This is a genomic window from Streptomyces sp. E11-3 (assembly GCF_046540415.1).
Classification (GTDB): Bacteria; Actinomycetota; Actinomycetes; order Streptomycetales; family Streptomycetaceae; genus Streptomyces.
This window is the reverse complement of sequence record NZ_JAZGRL010000001.1, coordinates 2770764-2793393: the sequence shown is the minus strand read 5'-3', so window position 1 is coordinate 2793393 and position 22630 is coordinate 2770764. Positions and strand designations below refer to the sequence as shown.

General features: G+C 69.8%; 22 protein-coding genes. 11 read left to right on the top strand and 11 right to left on the bottom strand.

Going from position 1 to position 22630, the window contains the following annotated elements:
- Positions 1–41: 41 nt before the first annotated feature.
- Complete coding sequence (locus tag U9R90_RS12560) at positions 42–782, bottom strand: D-Ala-D-Ala carboxypeptidase family metallohydrolase (RefSeq protein WP_411056520.1); 741 nt, start codon at positions 780–782, stop codon at positions 42–44.
- A gap of 214 nt (positions 783–996) precedes the next feature.
- Between U9R90_RS12560 and U9R90_RS12555 the strand changes: the two genes are divergently transcribed.
- Positions 997–1914: a hypothetical protein gene (locus U9R90_RS12555; RefSeq protein ID WP_411056519.1), complete on the top strand. Its 918-nt coding sequence runs from the start codon at positions 997–999 to the stop codon at positions 1912–1914.
- Between the two features lie 37 nt (positions 1915–1951).
- The gene (locus tag U9R90_RS12550; RefSeq protein WP_411056518.1) at positions 1952–2488 is read left to right on the top strand and encodes a 2'-5' RNA ligase family protein; all 537 of its coding nucleotides are present in this window, start codon (positions 1952–1954) and stop codon (positions 2486–2488) included.
- Positions 2489–2506: 18 nt separating this feature from the next.
- Here the strand turns inward: U9R90_RS12550 and msrA are convergent, their stop codons facing one another.
- Together msrA and U9R90_RS12540 are read right to left on the bottom strand one after the other, a co-directional pair.
- Positions 2507–3169, bottom strand: a complete 663-nt coding sequence (msrA, locus tag U9R90_RS12545; RefSeq protein ID WP_411056517.1) for a peptide-methionine (S)-S-oxide reductase MsrA — start codon at positions 3167–3169, stop codon at positions 2507–2509.
- 75 nt (positions 3170–3244) lie between these two features.
- Complete coding sequence (locus U9R90_RS12540; protein ID WP_411056516.1) at positions 3245–4366, bottom strand: hypothetical protein; 1122 nt, start codon at positions 4364–4366, stop codon at positions 3245–3247.
- Between the two features lie 74 nt (positions 4367–4440).
- On the opposite strand from U9R90_RS12540, the gene U9R90_RS12535 reads away from it, so the two are divergent.
- Positions 4441–5610 (top strand): cystathionine gamma-synthase, encoded by a 1170-nt coding sequence (locus U9R90_RS12535; protein ID WP_411056515.1) that lies wholly within the window; start codon positions 4441–4443, stop codon positions 5608–5610.
- Positions 5611–5641: 31 nt separating this feature from the next.
- Here U9R90_RS12535 and U9R90_RS12530 read toward each other — a convergent pair whose 3' ends face one another.
- The 3 genes from U9R90_RS12530 to U9R90_RS12520 all read right to left on the bottom strand — a co-directional run bounded on the left by U9R90_RS12530 (position 5642) and on the right by U9R90_RS12520 (position 7001).
- The gene (locus U9R90_RS12530) at positions 5642–5893 is read right to left on the bottom strand and encodes a hypothetical protein (protein WP_411056514.1); all 252 of its coding nucleotides are present in this window, start codon (positions 5891–5893) and stop codon (positions 5642–5644) included.
- Positions 5890–6369 carry a sigma factor-like helix-turn-helix DNA-binding protein gene (locus tag U9R90_RS12525; RefSeq protein WP_411056513.1) on the bottom strand — a complete coding sequence of 160 codons (480 nt, stop codon included), beginning with the start codon at positions 6367–6369 and terminating at the stop codon, positions 5890–5892. Before U9R90_RS12525 ends, U9R90_RS12530 begins: the two co-directional genes overlap by 4 nt.
- Before the next feature lie 131 nt (positions 6370–6500).
- A complete protein-coding gene (locus U9R90_RS12520) occupies positions 6501–7001 on the bottom strand; it encodes a MarR family winged helix-turn-helix transcriptional regulator (protein WP_411056512.1) in 501 nt (166 codons plus the stop codon).
- Between the two features lie 145 nt (positions 7002–7146).
- Here U9R90_RS12520 and ilvA point away from each other — a divergent pair, with 145 nt between their 5' ends.
- The 6 genes from ilvA to U9R90_RS12490 all read left to right on the top strand — a co-directional run bounded on the left by ilvA (position 7147) and on the right by U9R90_RS12490 (position 14667).
- A complete protein-coding gene (gene ilvA / locus U9R90_RS12515) occupies positions 7147–8394 on the top strand; it encodes a threonine ammonia-lyase (protein WP_411056511.1) in 1248 nt (415 codons plus the stop codon).
- 112 nt (positions 8395–8506) lie between these two features.
- Complete coding sequence (locus U9R90_RS12510; RefSeq protein ID WP_411056510.1) at positions 8507–9526, top strand: ATP-binding cassette domain-containing protein; 1020 nt, start codon at positions 8507–8509, stop codon at positions 9524–9526.
- Entirely contained in the window at positions 9523–10374 is an 852-nt protein-coding gene (locus tag U9R90_RS12505) for an ABC transporter permease (RefSeq protein WP_411056509.1), read from the top strand. The genes U9R90_RS12510 and U9R90_RS12505 overlap by 4 nt, the downstream gene beginning before the upstream one ends.
- A gap of 976 nt (positions 10375–11350) precedes the next feature.
- On the top strand, positions 11351–12595 hold the full coding sequence (locus tag U9R90_RS12500; RefSeq protein WP_411056508.1) for an ice-binding family protein: 1245 nt from the start codon (positions 11351–11353) through the stop codon (positions 12593–12595).
- Between the two features lie 349 nt (positions 12596–12944).
- Positions 12945–13529, top strand: a complete 585-nt coding sequence (locus U9R90_RS12495; RefSeq protein ID WP_411056507.1) for a DUF5819 family protein — start codon at positions 12945–12947, stop codon at positions 13527–13529.
- Positions 13530–13590: 61 nt separating this feature from the next.
- Entirely contained in the window at positions 13591–14667 is a 1077-nt protein-coding gene (locus U9R90_RS12490) for an HTTM domain-containing protein (protein ID WP_411057722.1), read from the top strand.
- A 58-nt stretch (positions 14668–14725) separates the two neighbouring features.
- Here U9R90_RS12490 and greA read toward each other — a convergent pair whose 3' ends face one another.
- Both greA and U9R90_RS12480 read right to left on the bottom strand, forming a co-directional pair.
- Complete coding sequence (greA, locus tag U9R90_RS12485) at positions 14726–15223, bottom strand: transcription elongation factor GreA (protein ID WP_411056506.1); 498 nt, start codon at positions 15221–15223, stop codon at positions 14726–14728.
- A gap of 143 nt (positions 15224–15366) precedes the next feature.
- Positions 15367–15759 (bottom strand): DUF4307 domain-containing protein, encoded by a 393-nt coding sequence (locus U9R90_RS12480; protein ID WP_411056505.1) that lies wholly within the window; start codon positions 15757–15759, stop codon positions 15367–15369.
- 145 nt (positions 15760–15904) lie between these two features.
- On the opposite strand from U9R90_RS12480, the gene mca reads away from it, so the two are divergent.
- Together mca and U9R90_RS12470 are read left to right on the top strand one after the other, a co-directional pair.
- A complete protein-coding gene (gene mca, locus U9R90_RS12475) occupies positions 15905–16786 on the top strand; it encodes a mycothiol conjugate amidase Mca (RefSeq protein ID WP_411056504.1) in 882 nt (293 codons plus the stop codon).
- The gene (locus U9R90_RS12470; protein ID WP_411056503.1) at positions 16779–17027 is read left to right on the top strand and encodes a hypothetical protein; all 249 of its coding nucleotides are present in this window, start codon (positions 16779–16781) and stop codon (positions 17025–17027) included. Before mca ends, U9R90_RS12470 begins: the two co-directional genes overlap by 8 nt.
- Before the next feature lie 429 nt (positions 17028–17456).
- Here the strand turns inward: U9R90_RS12470 and U9R90_RS12465 are convergent, their stop codons facing one another.
- From U9R90_RS12465 to U9R90_RS12455, 3 genes are all read right to left on the bottom strand, one after another.
- On the bottom strand, positions 17457–20654 hold the full coding sequence (locus tag U9R90_RS12465) for a tetratricopeptide repeat protein (RefSeq protein ID WP_411056502.1): 3198 nt from the start codon (positions 20652–20654) through the stop codon (positions 17457–17459).
- 165 nt (positions 20655–20819) lie between these two features.
- Positions 20820–22067, bottom strand: a complete 1248-nt coding sequence (locus tag U9R90_RS12460) for a PQQ-binding-like beta-propeller repeat protein (protein WP_411056501.1) — start codon at positions 22065–22067, stop codon at positions 20820–20822.
- 234 nt (positions 22068–22301) lie between these two features.
- Entirely contained in the window at positions 22302–22595 is a 294-nt protein-coding gene (locus U9R90_RS12455) for a hypothetical protein (protein WP_411056500.1), read from the bottom strand.
- Between the last annotated feature and the right edge of the window lie 35 nt (positions 22596–22630).

Genomic DNA, 22630 nt, shown 5'->3' with positions numbered 1-22630 from the left:
GGTCGGGTGCGAGGCCGGCAGCGACCTGTTTCCGCTCTGACTCAGGAGACGCCGCAGGTGGGTGCCGACCAGTAGCGGCTGGGGCGGAAGTCGAGGTGCGTGTGGTCGTTGTGGCCCGGGTAGCCGGGGCCGAGTATGCCCGGGAAGCCGTGGTAGCGGGCCCGCTTGGCCAGGGTGCACAGGGAGTGCGAACCGGCGCCGAGGTCGGCCGCGTCGCCGTACAGGTGGCGGCTGCCCGAGGCACCGCCGACCGCGCTGTTGCAGGAGTAGGAACGGAAGCCGCTGGTCACCCGGATCGGCTGGTCACCGAGGGCGTGCCGCAGGGCCTCCAGCTTCCACATCGTGCGCCGCGCGTTGGCCTTGGCGGTGGCCGCGCTCACGGCACCGCCGGACCAGGTGCTGTTGCAGCGGTTGAGCTCGGCGTACGAGAAGTGTGCCGGGGTGCAGTCGGCGTCCTGGAGCGCGTAGATCTTGCTGAAGGTCGCCGGGCCGGCGATGCCGTCGGCGGCGAGACCGTACGCGGACTGGAAACGCTTGACGGCGGCGGCGGTCGCGGGCCCGTACTGCCCGTCGACCGCGAGCACTTGGCCGTAGCCCGGATAACCGCCGACCCGGACCTGGAGCTGGCGGACGTCGGATCCGGACGAGCCCTGCGACAGCGTGCGGTTCCAGGTGTAGCACGCGTCGGCGTGCGCGGTACCGGCGCTCGTGGCTACCGTGCCGATCGTCAGACCTGCCGTGAGCAGGACGAGGCTGAGCGCGAGTCTGAGGGAGCGGGACATTCGCTGGAGCATGGGACCTCCGGGAGGGAGCCATGGGGGCGCGGAAGGCAAGCTGCAGACATGAGCACTGCATGCCATGGGCATGCCAGAACTGAGAATGTCGGGGAGGTCTACGCGAGTCAACCCCGCCGAGGTGAAGCCTGCTTGTCAGTGCGCGGGGATAGTTTGCCCCGCGCATGATCCAGCAGACCCGCTTCGGGAGGCTCCGAACACCGTGCCCCGCACCATCCCCGAACCGCCCTTCGAACTGTCGGCGCTCATACCGGAGTTCGCCGATCTCGCCAGGGAGACGACCCTGCTGTACCCGAGGAGTGGCAACCCCGGCGTCGAACAGAGCTCGATGGGCGGCCCGCTGCTCTGGCCTGCCGACGAACCGTGGCCGTACTGCGATCAGCCCGGCCACTGGACGTGCGGCCCGGGTTCTTCGGCCTGGGAGAAGGTCACCCCGGAGACCGTGCCCATGGTGCCGGTGATCCAGCTCTTCGCCCGCGATGTGCCCGGCCTCTCGTTTCCCCCGGGCAAGGACGTGGTGCAGTTGGTCTGGTGCGCTCTCCTCCACGAGCAGGACCCGGCCGGTGTCGTCCTGCCGAGGATGTACTGGCGCAATGAGGCCGAGACGGTCGCCGCGGGGCTGCTGGGTGACGCCCCCGCCCCTGACGAGGGCGAGTACGACGAAGACCTCATCCCCCGCCCGTGCACGGTCTGCCCGACTCCCGCGGTCGAGTACCCGCAGCGGGACCTCCCCGAAGGCCTGCTGCAAGCCTTGCTCCCCCGCCTCGAAGAGCTCGAAGAGCGCTACGGGTTCTGGTACTCGGAGGTCGCCTGCGCGTTGCAGAACAAGGTGGGCGGATATCCGGCCTGGACCCAGAGCCCGGACTGGCCGCACTGCTCACAGGGCCACCGTATGGAGCACCTGTTCAGCATCACGGGCGAGGTGGCCTACGGCCGTTGGCTCCCGCTGGACGAGCACCGGCCCGGGACGGCACAGCCGATTTGGGACGCACCCGCAGACCCGGAGATCTTCGACGCCATCGGCCCGGAGCTGGAGATCGGAGACGCGGGCGGTCTCTATGTCTTCCTGTGCCGCCGGTGCCCGGACCTGCCGTACGCGCACCGCTCCGACTGCCACTAGAGGTCACTGCCTCCGGTCCCGCTGATAGACATGTGCGATGGCAGGCGACGACTCCGGCAAGTTTCGAGCAGGGCAGTCAGGGCTGATCGTAAGGGTCCCTGAGGCGGAACATGTTGTTCAAGCATGGCGTGAGCGGCTGGACCCCTCGGCCCGTGCGGGTGTTCCAGCCCATGTCACTGTGCTCTTCCCGTTTCTCGACGACAGCCACATCGATAGCGACACCTGCGGTGCCATCGGTGAGGTGATCGGGCGCCACCGGTCCTTTGAGGCTCGGTTCGAGCACTGCGGGCGGTTCCCCGGAATCCTGTACCTTGCCCCCGAACCGGACACGCCGTTCCGTCGACTCACGGAGGCGATCGTGGATCGGTGGCCTGAGGCACCGCCGTTCGAGGGGAAGTTCGACGACGCCGTCCCGCATCTGACCATCGTCCAGGGTCAGGACGACGCCGTCTTGGAGGAGGTCGAGGCGGACCTTCGCAGCCGACTTCCCATCATCGCCCGGGTAACGTCGGTTGATCTCATGGTCCACGACGGAACGCGGTGGCAGCAGCGGGCGTCGTTCACGCTCCGCTGACGCCACTGCCGACCGGGCTCAGCTATCCGCTTTCGCGACACCAATCGGGCAGGAGACGCCCGTCCCGCCGATCCCGCAGTACCCGCCCGGGTTCTTGTCGAGGTACTGCTGGTGGTAGCCCTCGGCCGGGTAGAAGGGGCGGCCGTCCGCCGAGAGGATTTCCGTGGTGATCGTGCCGTGGCCGGAGGCCGTCAGGACCTGCTGGTAGGCGTCGCGGGAGGCGGCTGCTGCCGTGGCCTGGTCCGCGGAGTGGGTGTAGATGGCTGAGCGGTACTGGGTGCCTACGTCGTTGCCCTGGCGGAAGCCCTGGGTGGGGTTGTGGGACTCCCAGAAGAGCTTCAGGAGCGTGGCGTAGGAGACCGTGGCCGGGTTGAAGACCACGCGGACCGCCTCGGTGTGGCCGGTCAGGCCCGAGCAGGCCTCGTCGTACGTCGGGTTCGGGGTGTGGCCGCCCTGGTAGCCGACCAGGGTCGTCCAGACGCCCTCCGTCTGCCAGAACTTGCGCTCGGCGCCCCAGAAGCAGCCCAGGGCGAAGTCGGCCACTTCCAGGTGCGGCGGGTAGGGGCCGAGCAGCGGGTTGCCCAGGACCGTGTGGCGGTCGGGGACGGAGAACGCGGGCTCGGCGCGTCCGCTCAGGGCCTCCTCGGGGGTGGGGAGCACGGGGGTGCGACCGAACAGCATGGGGTTCTCCGGAGGGGTGAGATGTACGGGGACTCGTACAACGTCGGGGGAGCGGTGGGGATTCCGCGCCGCGCCCTACTGCGGCAGCGTCGCCGGGCTCCCGCCGTTCGCCTCGTAGCCGCCTACCGCCAGGGCGCGGTGGACCGCGTACGTGGCGGCCGGGTCCGGGGAGAGGGTCCAGGGGAGGGCGCCGACGTGGCCGTCCACCTCCACCAGCTGCTGCATGGCCTCGCCCCAGCGCTCGGAGCTGACCAGGAAGAAGACCAGCAGGTGGCGTACGTGCGCGAGCATCGGGTCATCGGGGCGGGCGGAGTGCACCGCGAACTGGGCGCCTTCGATGGCATCGCGGATCACCCCGCTCTCCCAGAAGCTGCTCACCAGTGCCACCTCGGGGAGGTGGTCGTACACCGCGAAGAGGGGGAGGGCGGAGAGGAGCGAGCCGTGCGGGGCGCGGGCCGCCGCGGCCTCCGCGAACTCGTAGGCGTGGGCGCGCGAGCCCTGCCACTTCTCGCTCACATACGGCAGCGCGGCCAGATGCGCCCCCATGTGCTGCGGCGCGCGGTCCAGGATCTTCAGCCAGAGCTGGTCGAAGTCGTCGCGGGGGTAGCCCAGTCCGCGGGCGATCGCCAGTTCGGTGATGTAGGGGATGGGGTCGCCCGGGGCGAGTTGCGCGGCCTGGGCGCTCGCCGCGCGGGCCTCGTCCAGGATGATGCGGTGCTCTTCCGTGCCGGGCGCCGCCGTACGGAACGCCTGCTGCACCAGGAACTCCGCGTACACGGCCGCGCCGCCCGCGTCCTTGGGCGCCTCGGACCGCCAGTTCCGCAACCACTGGGCGCCCTGCTTCTCCAGGCCGCCGCCCGGCCGCTCGGCCAGCTCCAGCGACGCGGCACCGGCGAACGCCTGCACCCGCTGCCAGCGCCGCTCGCCCTCCACCTCCGTGCCCGACAGGAGCTGTGCCGCCGCCCGCCAGTCCTGGGTGCGCTGCACCACGTCCAGGACGTCCAGCAGGTCCTGGTCGGGGCCCGGCATCCGGATGTCCAGCTCTTCCTGGCGTACGAATCCGTAGGCCGCCGGGTCGGCGGCGTCCGGCGCGCCCGGGGCGGCCAGCTGGATCCCGCCCGCGCCGCGCCTGCGCAGAATCATCGTGACGGCCGCCCCCAGCATCATCGCGGCCATCAGGGCCCAGAGAATCTCCATACCCCCAAGCGAACCAGACGGCTGTGACAAACGACGAACCAGAGGGGCCTCCGGCGCGACTACGCTCGGGGCCTATGAGCGACAGGCACACCACTGACAGCCACAGCGGGCAGAGTTTCGAGACGCTCGCCATCCACTCGGGCAACACCGCGGACCCCCTGACGGGCGCCGTCGTACCGCCCATCTACCAGGTATCCACGTACAAGCAGGACGGCGTGGGCGGGCTGCGCGGCGGCTACGAGTACAGCCGTAGCGCCAACCCGACCAGGACCGCCCTGGAGGAGAACCTCGCGGCCCTGGAGGGCGGCCGGCGCGGGCTCGCCTTCGCGTCCGGGCTCGCCGCCGAGGACTGCCTGCTGCGTACGCTGCTGAGCCCCGGCGACCATGTCGTCATCCCGAACGACGCCTACGGCGGCACCTTCCGGCTCTTCGCCAAGGTCGTCTCGCGCTGGGGCGTGGACTTCTCGGTCGCCGACACCAGCGACGTGGCCTCGGTGCGGGCCGCGCTGACCGACCGTACGAAGGTGATCTGGGTCGAGACCCCATCGAACCCGCTGCTCGGCATCACGGACATCGCCGCGCTCGCCTCCGTGGCCCGCGGGGCGGGGGTCAAGCTGGTCGTCGACAACACCTTCGCCAGCCCGTATCTGCAGCAGCCGCTCGCACTCGGCGCGGATGTCGTCGTGCACTCCACGACCAAGTACATGGGCGGCCACTCGGACGTGGTCGGCGGCGCGCTGATCGTCGACGACCCCGAGCTGGGCGAGGAGTTGGCCTACCACCAGAACGCGATGGGCGCGGTCGCCGGGCCCTTCGACGCCTGGCTGGTGCTGCGCGGCATCAAGACCCTCGCCGTACGGATGGACCGGCACAGCGAGAACGCCACGCGGATCGCCGAGATGCTCAGCGGCCACGCGCGCGTGACGCGTGTGCTCTACCCGGGGCTGCCCGAGCACCCCGGACACGAGATCGCCGCCAAGCAGATGAAGGCCTTCGGCGGCATGGTGTCCTTCCAGGTCGAGGGCGGCGAGGAGGCGGCGGTCGAGGTCTGCAACCGCGCGAAGCTCTTCACGCTGGGCGAGTCCCTGGGGGGTGTGGAGTCGCTGATCGAGCACCCGGGGCGGATGACGCACGCGTCGGTGGCGGGCTCGGCGCTTGAGGTGCCGGTCGATCTCGTCCGGCTTTCGGTGGGCATCGAGAACGCCGACGACCTGCTCGCCGACCTGCGGCAGGCGCTCGGCTGACGCGCCGGGCCCGGTTGCACGGGAGCCGCCGTCACCAGCCCGTCAGGGGTGGGGTCGTCTCTGATGGCGGCTCCACCCAGGGCTGGGCGACCGACACCCAGATCACGAAGGCCAGCAGCGCCGCGGTCAGCAGGAACCAGGTCAGGCGTCGCGTCCAGCGTCGACGCCTCAGCAGGCGGCCGCCGCGGCGTACCGCGTCCGCGTACAGCTGGGGCGGTACGGCGGGCGGCGGGGCGTCCAGGATGCGGCGGACCTGGATCTCCTTGCGGTCGGGCGGGCTCATAACGGCGCCACTTTCACGGCGGCGCCCGCGGCCCCCGCGCGCGGGTGGCTCAGCAGGGCCGACATCCCACGCATGGTGAGCGTACGGACCCGTTCCATCGGGAGGCCGAGCTGCGCCGCGGTCTGCTCCTCGGCGACGCCCTCGTAGAACCTCAGCACCAGGACCAGCCGCTCGCGCGGGGTGAGCTTGGCCAGCACGCCCGTGCCGCCGCGCTCGGCGTGCCAGCCGCCGCGGGCGAAGCGGGTGGCGAGCTCCTGGCGGGCGTGTTCGTACGGGTCGTCGCCGCGCAGCCGGTCCCAGCAGGCGTACGTCCTGGCGAACGCGGCGGTCAGCAGGCGCCGCGCGCGGGGGTTGGCGTCGGGCGGCTCGGCGGTGAGCAGCGTCGCGGCATGCAGCAGCCGCCCTGCCGCGCCCGCGACGAATGCCTCGAACTCCCGGGCACGACGGGCGTCCTGAGCCGCCTGCCGCTGTCGCACCGAGCCTCCACCGGGCCCGTGGCAACGGAGTACCAAGGGCCTGATCTCATATCAGGCCAGGTACCTGTTCCAGGTCAAGAGGCGGGAAGCACCCAGTAAGGCCCAGTACGGCTCAGTACGGCCCAGTACGGCTACGAGGACTCGCCGGTCGCCGACGCCCCGGCCTGCCTGGCCGACAGCGCGGAGTTGAAACGGGTCAGCAGCGTGCAGAACGCCTCGCGCTCCTTGGGGGCCCAGTCCTCGGTCAGCTGCGCCATCAGCTCGCGCCGCGAGGACCGCACCTCCTCCAGCCTGGCCAGCCCGCGGGGCGAGAGCTGCAGAACGACGGCGCGGCCGTCCTCCGGGTGCGAGGCGCGGTTCACCAGACCGCTCTCCACCAGCGGGGCGACCTGCCGGGTGACGGTCGACGAGTCGATCCCCATGCTGGCCGCGAGCGCCTTGACGCCCATCGGGCCTTCCTTGTCGAGCCGGTTGAGCAGCAGATACGCGGCACGGTCCATGGAGTTGCGCACCTGGCCGACTCCACCGAGCCGGGTCTGTTCGGCACGGCGCGCGAAGACGGCAACCTCGTGCTGCAGGCTGTCGAGGAGGCCGGGGCTGCCGGCGGTCGTCATGTCCGAAGGTGTGGGCATGGCCGGGGGCTCACTTCATGCGAGGGCAGTGGGATGGGGGACAGGGTACGCGGCCAAAGGCCCGCCCGTACCTGCGCGGGGCAAACCCGTGGTGCTCCCTTCGGGCCCCTGCGCCCCGCGAGCCGTCAGGTGCCAGACTTGCGTCATGAGCTACGGCAGGCCTGACTCCTTTCCCACCTCGGATCCCGCCGCGACGGTGACGCTCGACGACGTGCGCGGGGCACAGAAGATGCTCTCCGGGGTGGCGCGGGTGACCGCGATGGAGGGCAGCCGCCACCTGACCCAACTGGTGGGCTCCCCGGTCCACTTCAAGTGCGAGAACCTCCAGCGCACGGGCTCCTTCAAGCTGCGTGGCGCCTATGTGCGGATCGCCGGCCTGATCGCCGAGGAGCGCGCGGCCGGGGTGGTCGCGGCCAGCGCCGGCAACCACGCCCAGGGTGTCGCCCTGGCCTCCTCGCTCCTCGGGGTGCGCTCCACGGTGTTCATGCCCGTCGGGGCCCCGCTGCCGAAGGTCGCGGCCACGCGCGAGTACGGCGCGGAGGTACGGCTGCACGGGCAGGTGGTTGACGAGACTCTCGCCGCCGCCCAGGAGTACGCCCGTAAGACCGGTGCCGTGTTCATCCACCCCTTCGACCACCCCGACATCATCGCGGGCCAGGGCACGGTGGGCCTGGAGATCCTGGAGCAGTGCCCCGAGGTGCGCACGATCGTGGTCGGCATCGGCGGCGGCGGTCTGGCGGCCGGGATCGCGGTGGCGGTCAAGGCGCTGCGGCCCGATGTGCGGGTCATCGGGGTACAGGCGGCGGGCGCGGCCGCGTATCCGCCCTCGCTGGCGGCCGGACGCCCGGTGGCGATCGAGAACCCGGTGACGATGGCGGACGGCATCAAGGTCGGCCGCCCCGGCGACGTCCCGTTCAAAATCATTGGCGGACTGGTGGACGAAGTCCGTACGGTCTCCGAGGACGCGCTCTCCAGCGCGCTGCTGCTCTGCCTGGAGCGAGCCAAGCTGGTGGTCGAACCGGCCGGCGCGAGCCCCGTGGCGGCGCTGCTCGGTGACCCGGAGGCCTTCGAGGGGCCAGTGGTGGCGGTGCTGTCCGGCGGCAACGTCGACCCCTTGCTGATGCAGCGGATTCTGCGGCACGGCATGGCGGCGGCGGGGAGGTATCTCTCGCTGCGGCTGCGTCTTACCGACCGGCCGGGGGCGCTGGCCACACTTCTCGGGGTGTTGTCAGTGGTGGATGCCAATGTGTTGGACGTCAGCCACGTACGGACCGACCCACGGCTCGGACTCACGGAGGCGGAGGTGGAGCTGCATCTGGAGACGAAGGGTCCTGAGCACTGTGCCGAGGTCGGTACGGCGCTGCGGGACGCGGGCTACACCGTCATGGCGTGACGCGATGTATCGCGTTACGCTGAACTGCGCGTTGCCGTTCCACCAGGCGGGGCAGGTCCGCCAAACCTAGGATTTAACGCGGAAAATCACCCAAAACACTGGGAGAGTTCACATGCCAGGCGCCATCTACGCCGAAGGGCTGGTCAAGCACTTCGGTGACGTAAAGGCTCTGGACGGCGTCGATATCGATGTCCCCGAAGGCACCGTCCTCGGCCTCCTCGGGCCGAACGGTGCCGGCAAGACCACCACGGTGCGCTGCCTGACGACCCTGCTCACGCCGGACAGCGGCAAGGCGGTCGTGGCGGGGATCGACGTCCTCAAGCACCCCAACGAAGTGCGGCACTCCATAGGCCTGTCCGGTCAGTTCGCCGCCGTCGACGAGTACCTCACCGGCCGTGAGAACCTCCAGATGGTCGGGCAGCTCTACCAGATGAGCGCGCGGGACGCGAAGAAGCGGGCAGGGGAGCTGCTGGAGCGGTTCAACCTCGCGGACGCCGCCGACCGCCCCTCCAAGACCTACTCCGGCGGTATGCGCCGCAGGCTCGACCTCGCCGCCGCCCTGGTGGTCTCGCCGCCCGTGATGTTCATGGACGAGCCGACCACCGGCCTCGACCCCCGCAACCGCCAGGCCCTGTGGGACGTCATCAGGGAGCTGGTCGGCGGCGGTACGACCCTGCTGCTGACCACCCAGTACCTCGAAGAGGCCGACAACCTGGCGCACGACATCTGCGTCATCGACCACGGCCGGGTCATCGCGCGTGGCACATCCGACCAGCTCAAGTCCCAGACCGGCGGCGAGCGCGTCGAGGTCGTGGTGCACGACCGCGAGCAGATCGCACCCGCTGACGAGGTGCTGCGCGGCTTCGGCAAGGGCGCCACCACGGTCGAGGAGCACACCCGCAAGCTGACCGTCCCGGTCACCGGCGGGGCCAAGCTGCTCGCCGAGGTGATCCGCGAACTGGACACCCGGGGCATCGAGATCGACGACATCGGCCTGCGCCGCCCGACCCTGGACGACGTGTTCATCTCGCTCACCGGCCACCACGCCGAGACGGCCGGGCCGGAAGACGCCGAGGGCGAGTCCGTAGCGGACGCGAAGCCCCGGCAGGGCGCGAAGGAGGACGTCAAGTGAGTGCCGTAACCGAAGCCGTGAAGCCCCGGGCTCCCCTGGCCAGCGGCGGAGTCAGCCAGTCGGTCCGGGACTCGCTGGTAGTCGCCAAGCGCAACCTGATCCGGATGAGCCGCATCCCGGAGATGGTCATCTTCGGGCTGATTCAGCCCGTCATGTTCGTCATCCTGTTCACGTACGTGTTCGGTGGCTCGATGAACATCGGCGGCACCACCGACCCCGGTGTGTACAAGGAGTTCCTGATGGCGGGCATCTTCGCCCAGACCGTCACCTTCGCCACCGCGGGCGCCGGCGCAGGCATCGCCGACGACATGCACAAGGGCCTGATCGACCGCTTCCGCTCGCTGCCCATGGCACGCGGCGCGGTGCTCACCGGCCGCACCCTGGCGGACCTGGTGCAGACGGCCCTGACCCTGTTCGTACTCGCCATGGTCGCGCTGCTCGTCGGCTGGCGCACCCACGAGAACCTCGGCAAGGTGGCCGCCGCCTTCGGGCTGCTGCTCCTCCTCGGGTACGCCTTCACCTGGGTCGGCGCGCTGATCGGCCTCTCGGTCCGCACCCCGGAGGCGGCGACCTCGGGCGGACTGATCTGGCTGTTCCCGGTCACGTTCGTCTCGAACGCCTTCGTGGACTCCAGCAAGATGACGCCCTGGCTGCGCCATGTCGCGGACTGGAACCCGTTCAGCGCCACGGTCCAGGCCTGCCGCGAGCTCTTCGGCAACCCTGGTGTCTCGAACTCCAGCGCCTGGCCGATGGAGCACCCGGTCATCGCCTCGGTGCTCTACTCGGTCGCGATCATCGTGATCTTCCGGACCCTCGCGGTCCGCAAGTACCGCTCGGCCACTGTTTGATCAATGCACGCTGATGGCTTCCGGGCGGGGGTCCACTGGATGGCAGTCCAGCGGGCCCCCGCCCTTACGGCTGGAGGGTGTCAGTCGCCGGTACCGGCCCAGCCAGGCGAAACGTCGCTCGATCACCCAACTCCCGGGAAGCACCGATAACATCGGCACCTCGCGCGGCGGGGCGTCGGCCTTGGCCCAGGTGCTGCGGAAGCCACCGGCCTTGTGCTGCACGATCCGGATGGTGATCCCGATCTCCTCATGGACCCGGGCCAGGAAGTTCTGGCCGCGCCAGCCCTGGTCGGCCCACAGGTGCCGCAGCCGCGGGAACTTCCCAGCCGCTTGATGCCCTGTACCTTCTTGCCGCCGTCATACCCGTGCCAGCCGCCCCGCTCGGTGGCCTTGACGCTCTGACTGTTCCTCGCCCCGCGCCGGAGCGCCTCCAGGGCATGCGGGATGAGCGAATGCCGCCACGAGAATCACGATGGCGATGATCAAGACGAGAGGCGCGGTGTGGCGCTGTCGTGACACCACCCTGATATCGGGTGCCGCTCGGTCGGTTCCGCTGTCCACAGCCGCAGATCCGGAATCCGGAGCCGACTGGGCGGGTGTTTCGGCCGGCCTCTGACATCCGGGGGACATCCACTGGCCCCTTTTCCCATTGCGCGGCAGCGCCTCCCAGCCGAGGGAAAGCACTTATCCGAGTGAATCACGGGCCTTCCTTTCCCTCCCGTGCCGGGCGGGCGCCATTGATCGATGCGACGGAAGGCGACACTGGATTCGCGATGGCCCACCGCACGGAACAATGACAGCCATTCGGCTCAGCATTTGGTCATACATTCTTTGGTGGATATTGATGATTCCGGCGCCACCACTCGGTGAATCCTCGCCCGATGTGGATCCCTGCGTAATATGCCACCGGCAGAAGCGGCGATTCTGTTCAACAAGAAACGCCGGATGTCACCAACCCACAGGAGTTGGCTCCTCGATGAGACTAGATACTGCCGATGTGTCGCATCGGCGCACAATGACAGCCTGGATTGCGGGGGTACTCACCCTGCTCGTCGCCGTTGCCGTTGTCGCGGTGACGCCTACACGGGCAAGTGCCGTCGCGACGGAAGTGGAACTGGGAACGGCGGAAAGCTTTGCGGTACTGGGTGGTTCCGCAGTCACCAACACCGGCCCCTCGGTGATCAACGGAGACCTCGGAGTAAGTCCGGAGTCGTCCGTCACCGGATTCCCTCCCGGAATCGTGAACGGGGCTACGCATGTCACGGATGCAGTGGCTGATCAAGCCCAGAGCGACCTGACGACGGCGTACAACGATGCGGCCGGGCAGGCACCGGACGTAGTGTTCCCCGACGATCCTCCGGTGGAGCTCGGTGGTAGGACGCTGGCTCCAGGCGTCTACAACGCCCCTGTCAGTGCCGCCATCACCGGCACGCTCACCCTGGACGCCGACAACGACCCCGACGCCGTCTGGGTGTTCCAGGTCGGTTCGACGCTGACGACGGCATCCGCCAGCGACGTGTCCCTCATCAACGGCGCATCGCCGTGCAATGTGTTCTGGCAGATCGGAAGCTCGGCCACCCTCGGAACCGGCTCCACCTTCGTGGGCACCATCATGGCCCTGGCCTCCGTCAGTGTCACCACGGGGACGAACATCGAGGGCCGCGCGCTGGCCCGTAACGGCGCCGTGACGCTTGACACCAACGTGATCACCCGACCGCTGTGCGAGGGCGACACCACCACCACCGGTGATGACGCTGCCACCACCGGTGATGACGCTGCCACCACCGGTGATGACGCTGCCGCGACCGGTGATGACGCTGCTGCGACGGGCGACGATGCTGCTGCTGCGACTGGTGATGACGCTGCCGCGACTGGTGATGACGCTGCTGCGACGGGCGACGATGCTGCTGCTGCGACCGGTGACGACGCCGCTGCCGCAACGGGCGACGACGCTGCTGCCGCGACCGGTGACGATGCCGCTGCCGCGACCGGCGACGATGCCGCTGCCGCAACGGGCGACGATGCCGCTGCCGCGACCGGCGACGATGCCGCTGCCGCAACGGGCGACGATGCCGCTGCCGCGACCGGCGACGACGCAGCCGCCGCAACCGGTGACCACACGGGTGGTTACGGCGACGACCACGACCACCCCGGGAAGCCCGACAAGCCCCGCCCTTATGGCGTGAAGCCCCAGGGAAACAAAGTGCACACCCACCACTGAGTGAGCTCTTCCCCCCCCGCAGTTCGGCGGGAGCGACGAGTCGCGCGTGAATCCCTTCGGCGGAATGCACGCACGGGTCGTCGCCCCCACACGCGAGTAAGGGGTGGCGCGCGGCGGATCGGCGTCGATTCCGTCGCACGCCACCCGGGGAAGCCGGAGCAGCAGGTGCGAGCAGTCGCGATGGGAAGGACAGGGTGGAGCCGTGCTGGGCGGCGTTGAGTCGACGAATGTGAAGGATTCACAGCAGGCCGGCACCGCGTCGGCAGCGCAGGACGGTGGCGAAGCACCACGGAGGGCGAGTGGGAGTTCAGGGCCACCCCACCTGCTGATCGCCGGAACGGGAGTCGCGGTGGCCCTGTTCCTTGCAGTGACCCTGGTCCATGTGGTCCTGGTGTTTCTGTACGTGGCACCTTCGAACACCATCTCGCAGGCGTACAACCAGCAGATCAACGCGTGGGTCCGGCCCTGGTTCTCGCAGAACTGGCGTCTCTTCGCCCCCGATCCGCAGTCCGTCAACAGGCAGATCTCGGCGAGGGTCGCGCACACGGCACCGAACGGCACCACACAGGTCAGCGACTGGATCGACGTGAGCTCCATGGACGCTTCCGCCGTCAAGCACAACGCCTTCCCGAGCCATACGGCACAGAACCTGCTGCGCCAGGCCTGGAATTCCTATCTCAAGACGCACGGCAGCGACGACCGGCCGCGCTCGGAGCGGGCGCTTCTGATCCAGAGGTACCTCAGCAACATCGCGGCGGACCGCGTCACCGCCCAACGAGGCGGCACCTTCGACTCCATCCAGCTACGGGTGACCACGCGTCCCATCGCCGCTCCCCACCAGGCGAACGGATCCCGTCCGGCCGCCGCGGCACCTGCGTCGGCCACACCCCGGTACCTGCCCTGGTGGAAGGTGGACGCGCATGAAGCGGACTGAGAAGGCGCCGACCACGGCGCCCATGGCGCCACGAGGAACCAACGAGCAGGCCGCCGTACCCATGCTCCAGCGCGTGTTCGATCGGATCCAGGCGTTCCTCGTCATCCTGACCGAGCGTCCGGTCTCCCTGTACGCGGCGGCGATGTTGCGCATCGGGTACGGGCTGCTCTATCTCGTCTTCCTGCTCCGGGAGTTTCCGCACCGCGACGAGATGTGGGGACCCGGTTCGCCATGGACGCCCGAACTGGCACGACTCATGTACGACCAGAGCGGATGGGCCAGCGTCCTCCTCCTGTCCGACAGCCCGGTGTACTTCGAGATCTGCTACGCCGTCGCTCTTGTCACGTGTGCGCTGTTCGTACTGGGCTGGCGCACGCGTGCGGTGTCCGTGCTGTTCGCGGTCGTGGTGGTGTCGTTCCACGCCAGGGCGATCTACCTGGCGGACGGCGGGGACAACCTCATGGTCCTCATGGCCGTCTACCTGGTCTTCACCGCGTGTGGTCGTCGCTGGTCCCTCGACGCTCGCAGAGCCCGGCTCAACGCCGCGGCCGGCAAGCCAGCAGCCCCGCGCGGCAACGGCCTTCGGCACCAACTCGGCGATGCCCGCGTCATCTTGACCACCGTGCTGCACAACTGCGGCATGTTCGTCATCGCCGCCCAGGTCTGTTTCCTCTACGGATGCGCGGGCCTGTACAAGGTGCAGGGCCACAAGTGGGGCGACGGCACCGCCCTCCACTACGTCCTGAACATCAACCTGTTCCGTCCCTGGCCTGAACTGTCCCAGGCGATCGACGGCCACCATCTGCTGCTCACCGTCGTCGGCTATCTGACGGTGCTGGTGCAGGTCGCCTTTCCGTTCGTCCTCTTCAGCAGGCTCAAATACCCTGTACTGATCCTGCTGCTGGGCATGCACGTGAACATCGCGGTGCTCATGGGACTGCCGTTGTTCTCCGGCGCGATGATCGTCGCCGATGCGGTGTTCCTGCCGGACCGCTTCTACCGCGCCGTGGGACGGCTATGGCGGCACGGCATCCGACGGACAGGCGTCACGGCTGCGGAATCCTCCCCCGGCTCCGGGAGGACACCTGCCGCGGTGCCGCCGCAGCCGGCAGCGGATGGCGGCTGGCGGCACGCATGAAGAAGCCCCCTGCCGGGGAGACCCGGCAGGGGGCTTCGCCGTGTTCAGTCAGCGTGCGTCAGCCGTCATACGGCTTGGCGTCGAGGATCTTCACCGAGGCGAGCTTGCCGTTCGGCAGCTCGTACTCGGCGGTCGCGCCGACCTTCTGGCCGTTCACACCGCTGCCGAGCGGGGACTGCGGCGAGTAGGTGGCGATCTCCTCGGAGGCGTACTCGCGGGAGGCCAGCAGGAAGGTCACGGTGTCGTCCTCGTCGCCGTCGAAGGCGATCGTGACGACCATGCCGGGGGCGACCGTGCCATCGGCCGCCGGGGCCTGGCCCACCTTGGCGTGCTCGAGCATCTGCGTGAGCTGGCGCACGCGGAGCTCCTGCTTGCCCTGCTCCTCCTTGGCCGCGTGGTACCCGCCGTTCTCCCGCAGGTCGCCCTCCTCGCGAGCCTCCGCGATCTTCGTGGCGATCTCGGTGCGAGCAGGACCAGACAGATACTCCAGCTCGGCCTTGAGCTGGTTGTACGCCTCCTGGGTCAGCCAGGTGACGTTGTCGCTGGTCTGGGTCACAGGTGCTCCTCGTCGGTACTGGGAAATACAAAGCATCGCCCTACCCCCAAGGATGTTCCCTCATGGGTGGGCGAAACCACGAGCCTAACAATTCAGCGGGAAAAGGGGGAGGACGTAAGCCGCGGTTTTCGCGTCAGCGCAGGTCAGACGGCACTACACGCCAGCAGGTCGACGCTGGTCGCCTTGCCGGTCGTACGCATCCCCACGTGCTCGACCACCAGCTTCTCGCGCTGGTCGAACGAGAAGTCCTTGCGGCCGACCTCGGCGCCGCTCTCGGCGAGCGCGCGCAGGGTGCAGACGCCGGGCGTGTCCGGGTCCTTACGGATCTCCAGGCGGGCCGTGACCTCGGTCTCCGAGACCACCTTGAACGTGATCATCTCGCCGCTGAAGGCGTTGCCCGCGGAGACGTAGTGGAAGCCGAGCCAGCCGACCACACCGAGCAGCAGGGCGCCGAGCGCGGCACCCACGATCTTGAGCTTCCGGTCGGCGCGGGCGTCGGCGGAGCGTCCGTAACGGCCCTCGGGCACGGCGCTCATGATCGTCCTCTCCGGTGGGGCCGTACGGGAACTTGCTGGGCGCCCGAGGAATTATCGAGCCCCTACTACGTTCACTATAGAAGTCGCCGAACGCGCCGAATCACCGAGGGCACACTCGAGGCGCCCGATATACGAGGATCGAGTCTTGACTGAGCAGCTGCGACTGATGGCCGTGCATGCCCACCCCGACGACGAGTCGAGCAAGGGCGCGGCCACGATGGCCAAGTACGTGTCCGAGGGGGTGGACGTGCTGGTCGCCACCTGCACGGGTGGTGAGCGTGGCTCCATCCTCAACCCCAAGCTCCAGGGGGACCCCTATATCGAGGAGAACATCCACGAGGTCCGCGCGAAGGAGATGGACGAGGCGCGCGAGATCCTCGGCGTCAAGCAGGAGTGGCTCGGCTTCGTCGACTCCGGGCTGCCGGAGGGCGACCCGCTGCCGCCGCTGCCCGAGGGCTGCTTCGCCCTTGAGGACGTCGACAAGGCGGCAGGCGCGCTGGTCCGCCTGATCCGCGCGTTCCGACCGCAGGTCATCACGACGTACGACGAGAACGGCGGGTACCCGCACCCCGACCACATCATGACCCACGAGATCACGATGGTGGCGTTCGACGGGGCGGCGGACGGGGAGAAGTACCCCGAGTCCGAGTTCGGCCCGGTGTTCCAGCCGCAGAAGCTCTACTACAACCAGGGCTTCAACCGTCCGCGCACCGAGGCGCTGCACGCCGCGCTGCTCGCCCAGGGCCTGGAGTCCCCGTACGGGGACTGGCTCAAGCGCTGGGACGAGTTCGAGCGCGTGGAGCGGACCCTGACCACACACGTTCCGTGCGCCGAGTTCTACGAGATCCGCGACAAGGCGCTGATCGCGCACGCCACGCAGATCGACCCCGACGGCGGCTGGTTCCGGGTGCCGATGGAGCTCCAGAAGGAGGTCTGGCCGACGGAGGAGTACGAGCTCGCCAAGTCGCTCGTGGATACTTCCCTCCCCGAGGACGACCTCTTCGCGGGCATCCGCGACAATGCCTGATGTGAACGTGAATCTGGCACTTACGCAGCTTGTCCCGCTCGCCGAGGAGCTCGACAAGAACAAGGTGACCCCGGGCGTCCTCGGCTTCGTCGTCTTCGCAGCGCTTGCGGGTGGTGTGTGGCTGCTGATGAAGTCGATGAACCGGCACATGGGCAGGGTCTCCTTCGAGGAGCCCCCGGCCGCGGCCCCGGCCCCTGCCTCCGCGGAGGCCCAGCCGCCGAAGGGTACGCAGCAGGGCTGACCCCGCCGAGCTCGGGCGGGTGAGGTGCCCCTCGGGCTCGGTAGCTCGGTGCCCCGTGGCGGGGTGAGGGTGCCCCTCGGGCTTGTGTTCACGGTGCCCCGTGGCGGGGGGAGGGTGTTGCCCTTCGGGCTTGGTGGAACGGGTGCACCCGTGGCGAGGGGTTGTGCCCACCCTCCCCCTCTCGACTTCGCTCGAGCGGGAGGTGCCCCCCTCGCCCTGCGGAACGATTGCCCACAACGGGCGGGGCGCGAGCCCCCACCGGCCGGTAGTCGCACTGCCGGCCGGAGGGGACGGGGCGGGGGGTGCGCGCGCAGCGCCGACGGTCCACACCGGGATCCATGTGCCATCACCGGATCAGACGTCGGCGTGAGCACGTACCCCCCGACGCGGCCCCGCCCCACAACGAAACAGCGCGCACCCGGCACACACCTAGCGCGGCGACGCCGGCACCCGTACGCCCATCACCTCGCGAGCATGCCGGTTCGGAACCAGGCCGAGGCGCCACGCCTGCCACCCCGCCGACAGCTCGACACCGCGGTCCAGGACCAGCCAGTACGTCGACAGGTGATCCGTCAGCTTGGCGTCGCGCGTGGCGTGGGGCGACTTCGTGAGGTGGGCGAGTTCCTCCTGGGCCACCGCAGAGCCGACCTCGGAGCCACCAGGAGACGCATACGGCAGCAGCGTGCAGCGCAGGAAGCGGGCCCAGTCCTCACCACGCCGGTCGCCGTAGCCCGCGAACAGCGCCACCGCCTCGTCGCAGAGCGCGAGCGCCTGCTGCGAGCGAGTGTTCCCGGCGTCCACCACGGCCAGCTCCAGACAGGTCCACGCCTCGCCATGCGCGACCCCGATGCGCTGAAAGTCCGCGCGGGCGTCGGACAGCAGTTGCCGGGCGAATCCAGAGTTGCGCAGCGAGCCGGTACGGGCGGCGCTCTGATCACGGGTGACCCGCCCCGAGTGATGCCGGGCGCAGGCCAGCCCGTAGACGTCCCGCATCCGCGAGAACATCGTCCGGGCGCGCTCCAGCTCCCGGACCGCGTGGTCCAGGACACCGGTCTCCTCCAGGGCCTGCCCCAGGTAGTAGTGCGTCCAGGCCTCGCCGCGCGCGTCCTCGTTGTCGCGGTGCCGCGACAGCGCCTGCCGCAGCCCGTCCACGGCCGGCGCCGGATCACCCGCGACCAGCCGGGCCCGCGCCAGCTGGGTCAGCGCCCACGCCTCGCCACGGGCGTCCCGGGTCCGCCCGTACAGCTCCAGGGCCCGCCCCAGCTCGCCCTCGGCGCGCGGTACGTCGCCCATGCGCAGGCACACCTGACCCAGCTGGAAGTGCGCCCACGCCTGGCCGTGGACGGACTCGCTCTCGCGGTGCAGGACGAGCGCGTTCTGCAGCAGGGTCAGCGCCTCGGCCACATGGGCCCGGTCGCGCTCGACCGCCGCGAGCGCGTGCAGGGTCCACGCCCGGTCCCCGGCCAGCTCCTGCGCACCCTGCAGATCGAGCGCCTCGCTCAGCTTCGTCGCGGCCTGCGACAGCTGACCCTGGTGGTGCAGCGTGATGCCGAGCGAGCAGAGCGCCCGGGCCGCGCCCGCCTCGTGGTGCGCCTCGAAGTAGAGATCCACCACGGAGGACAGTGAGGTGCGCGCCTTCTCGAGCTCGCCGAGCTGGCGGGCCGCGATCCCCGTACGCCACTGCACGGACCGGCCGAGCAGCCCCTGGTCCACCGCCTGCGTCAGCTCGCTGATCTCACCGAGGCGGTACAGGTCGCCGCGGAGCAGGCAGTAGTCGCACAGCGCGCCCAGCAGGTCCAGTACGGTCCGCTGGTTCACGCCCTCCGCGTGCCGCAGCGCAGCCGTGATGAAGCTCGACTCGTCGTCCAGCCAGCGCAGCGCGGCGTCCAGCGACGTGAAGCCGTGCGGGCCCACCTGGTCGGCGCGGGTGGAGGTCTTGCCGTCCACCAGCCGGATCACCGAGTCCGCGAGCTCCGCGTAGTGGGCGATCAGCCGTTCCTGCGCGGCGGTACGTTCCTCGGCCGACTCCTCGTCCAGGAGGCGGGCCTGGGCGAAGGCACGGACCAGGTCGTGCAGCCGGTAACGGCTGCCCGGTACCGCGGTCACCAGACCCGCCCGGGCCAGCGCCGAAAGCTGTCGCCCCGCCTCCACATCGTCGCCGCCGAGCAGCGCCCCGGCCGCCGGCGCCCCCAGCGAGGCCCGCCCCGCGAGCGCGAGCCGCCGCAGCAGCCGTCGCGCCGACTCGCCCTGGTCGGTGTAGCGCAGCCACAGCACCCGCTCGACCGGCTCCACGGGACCGTACGCCGCCAGATCACCGGCCAGCTGCCGTGGCGTACGGGGCCCAAGGGACGAGCCCGCGGCGCGCAGGGCCAGTGGCAGTCCGCCGCACAACTCCCGTACCTCGTCGCACGCTTCGGCGTCGTACGGGCCGCTCGGGTCCTGTGCGACCTCCCGCAGCAGCTCCTCGGCGCCCGCCGAGTCGAGAGGGTCGACCGGGAGTTGGTGCACCCACGCCGGGAGGTCGGTGGGCAGTTCCAGCGGCTTCGCGGCCGTGACCAGGACCAGGCTGTCCGACCGCTCGGGCACCAGCGCCCGTACCTGCTCAGCGTCGCTCGCGTCGTCAAGGATGACGACCACCGCCAGTCCCGTCAGGTGCTGGTGGTACAGCTCGATCAGCCGCTTCAGGTGCTGCTCCTGTGACGAGCGCTCCCGGAACAGCAATTGTTCGCGCGGCGCCCCGAGCCGGTTCAGCAGATGCAGCAGCGCGTCGCGCGTGGACCGCGGCTGCTCCGCCTGGTCGCCACCGCGCAGGTCCACTACGCAGGCGCCCCGGAACTGGTCCTTCAGCTCCTGCGCCGCCCTGACCGCAAGGGTCGTACGTCCCGATCCGGGCGCGCCGTGCAGCACCACGACCGTCGCCCGGGTCTGGGTGGACGCCCGCGCGGCGTGCACCCACTGCGCGATCCGGGCCATCTCCTGGCGGCGACCGGCGAACGGACCACTTGGCTCCGGTAGTTGGCCGAACGACTTCTCCAGGACGTTGCGCCGACGGGCCGCCGCGCTCTTGTTCGTACGCCGCTGGGGACGCTTGCCGCCTGTGCCGGTCGCCGCGGCGACCATCCGCTGCTGGTCCAGGAACGGCCGGATGCCCCGCACCTCCAGCGCGGTCAGCCACTCAAGCTTCAGCTGCTCGGGCCCGCCGGGCTGGCTCAGGGCCGCGGCCCGCCGGTGCGCGGCGGGCCAGTGCACCGCGGCCACCCGGCCCAGGGATGCCGCCGCGCCCGCCGTCGCCACCACGGCCCCGGCACCGAGCGCGGCCGCTGCGCCGGTACCGAGCACCACGTCCGCGACGACCGCCGCCGCGGCCGCGACCACCGTCACGGACAGGGCGGTTCCGCGCTCGGCGGCCAGCCGCTCGCCGAACGACCGGGCTGCCGACTCGCTCTCGTCGACGGCCCGCACATACGCGTCGTACTCCTCGCCGGCCGTCCGCCCGATCGTGTCCAGTGCCCCGCGTGCCCGTACCAGTAGCGCCTTGCCGTCGACCTGCCCACCCGAGCGCCGGACCTCCTCCTCCACCGCCCGTACCAACAGCCGCTCGGCCTCGCTCCGATGGCTGTCCCGCATAGCACGTCCCCCTCTGAGAGTCCTGTCGCGGTAACAAGTGTCCTGCGGCACAGGCGAGTTTGCGAGGGACTTGGAGCCGGTGCGGGGGTCACAGGGGGCGCATGGGGCACCTGCGACTGTCGTCAACCAACCACGGCACCGCTGGCTGGAAGGAATGAGAAGGAATTAGACGGGCAGGGCGTGCAGCTTCTCGCCGTGCAGGGCGAAGACGTGCTTACCGTCGGTGGCCACCAGCCATGCGTGATGGTCGCCGGACTTGTCGTTGAACGTCCAGCGCAGCTCACCGGTCTTCGCGTCGATGGCGTGTACGCCGCCCTGCTTGTCGAGGTCGGTGGCTCCGTAGAGGCTGCCGCCCACCTTGACGAAGTGCCGGGGCACCTGGGCCTTCGCGTCGGCGAGGGCCTTGGACTGCCAGACCTTCTTGCCGGTCTGCGGCTCGATGGCCCAGAGTGTTCTCCCGCTGTCCGCGACGTAGAGCATGTCCTCCAGGACGGTCGGCTCCTTGAAGGAGTTGAACTTCTCAGTCTGTACGGACCACTTCTCGGCGCCGTCCGAGAGGTTGAAGGCCTGGACCTTCTGCCCCTGTGGGATGATCACCAGGTCCTGGTGGATGGCGAAGAAGCCGTAGTTCGTCTTCGTCGTCTTCTGGGTCCACACCTGCTGGCCGGTGGCGGTGTCGCGAACCGTGAGGTTTTTCTTGAAGTCGGTGTAGACGAGGTAGCGGCCCTGTACGACGGCTTGGACGCCGTTCTGCTTGGTTCCGACGTCCCGCTGCTCCTTCCACGCCACCTTGCCCGTAGCGCTGTTCAGCGCGGCGATCACGTTGGTGCGGGACGAGCCGTCGGCCTCAAGGATCTCGGCGATGACGTACACCTGCTTCTCGTCCACCGCGATCGGCCTCGGCTGCCGGTACTCCTTGCCCAGACGGCTGCTCCAGGTCTCCTTTCCCGAGGCCGGGTCGTACCCGCCGACGGTGCCGTCGTACTTGCTGCTGGCCAGGTACAGGGTGCCGTTGCCGAGCAGGAGCGGCGCTCCGGGCACCGTGCCGCCCTCCAGCGACCACCGCTTCTCGCCGGTCTTCGCGTCGAGGGCGGCAAGCGGACTGCCCGTCGCGATCACCACGCCCGCCGCGGCCACGAGCTCGTCGTTGTCCCCGTACGTCCGCGCCGAGGTCGACTTCGTCCACAGCGGCTTGGGGGCCTGCCCGTCCTCGGCGGCGGCGCCCTCGGACGGGGTGCCGCCCCCAGGGGTCGCGGAGCCCCCGTCGTCGGCCGTGTCGTCCTCACGGCAGCCGGCGGCTCCGGCCCCCAGCACCGCCAGCGTGAGACCGCCCCCGGCCAGCCGCAGCATCCGGCGCCGGTTGGGCCTGCCGTCCGATGAGTTCTGGTCCCTTGAGTTCTGGTCCTTCGACATGTCGTTGTCCCCCGTGGAGTCGTGTGAGCAGCAAAATGAGCAGGCCGCGCTCTCGCATCGGTGCGCGGTCCCGGCGGTCGGGTACGTTAGCCGCTGCCGGGCGGTTGCGGTGACGTCGGGACTTGCCGGAGACGACGCTGTGAACGAATCGGTACGTTGATCACCGCGGTGCGTGAGGGCCTACGCCGCCGCGCGGTGCCCCGGCAGAACGCTCTTGCGGCGCTGGATTTCCCGTCAGGGCCGGTACAGCGACTTCAGGCTGGTCACCTGGCCCGCTCCGTCGAAGACCAGGTCGTACCCGATGCCGTCGTAGAGACGGGAGTCCAGCCGGTTCAGCAGGGTGACGAACTGGGCCTGGGAGTACGGCAACAGCTCGGCGCGGCTGCCCCCGGCGACCTCGTCGCGAACCGGGCAGGTCAGCTGAGCCTGGGCGTTCTTGGCCATGGGCACCGTGGTGAACGGACCGGTGCCCGAGCTGATCTCCCAGGTGTCGAACTGGGTGTTGATCTTCTTCTGGGCGGGCCGCACCGANGCCCCCGGCGACCTCGTCGCGAACCGGGCAG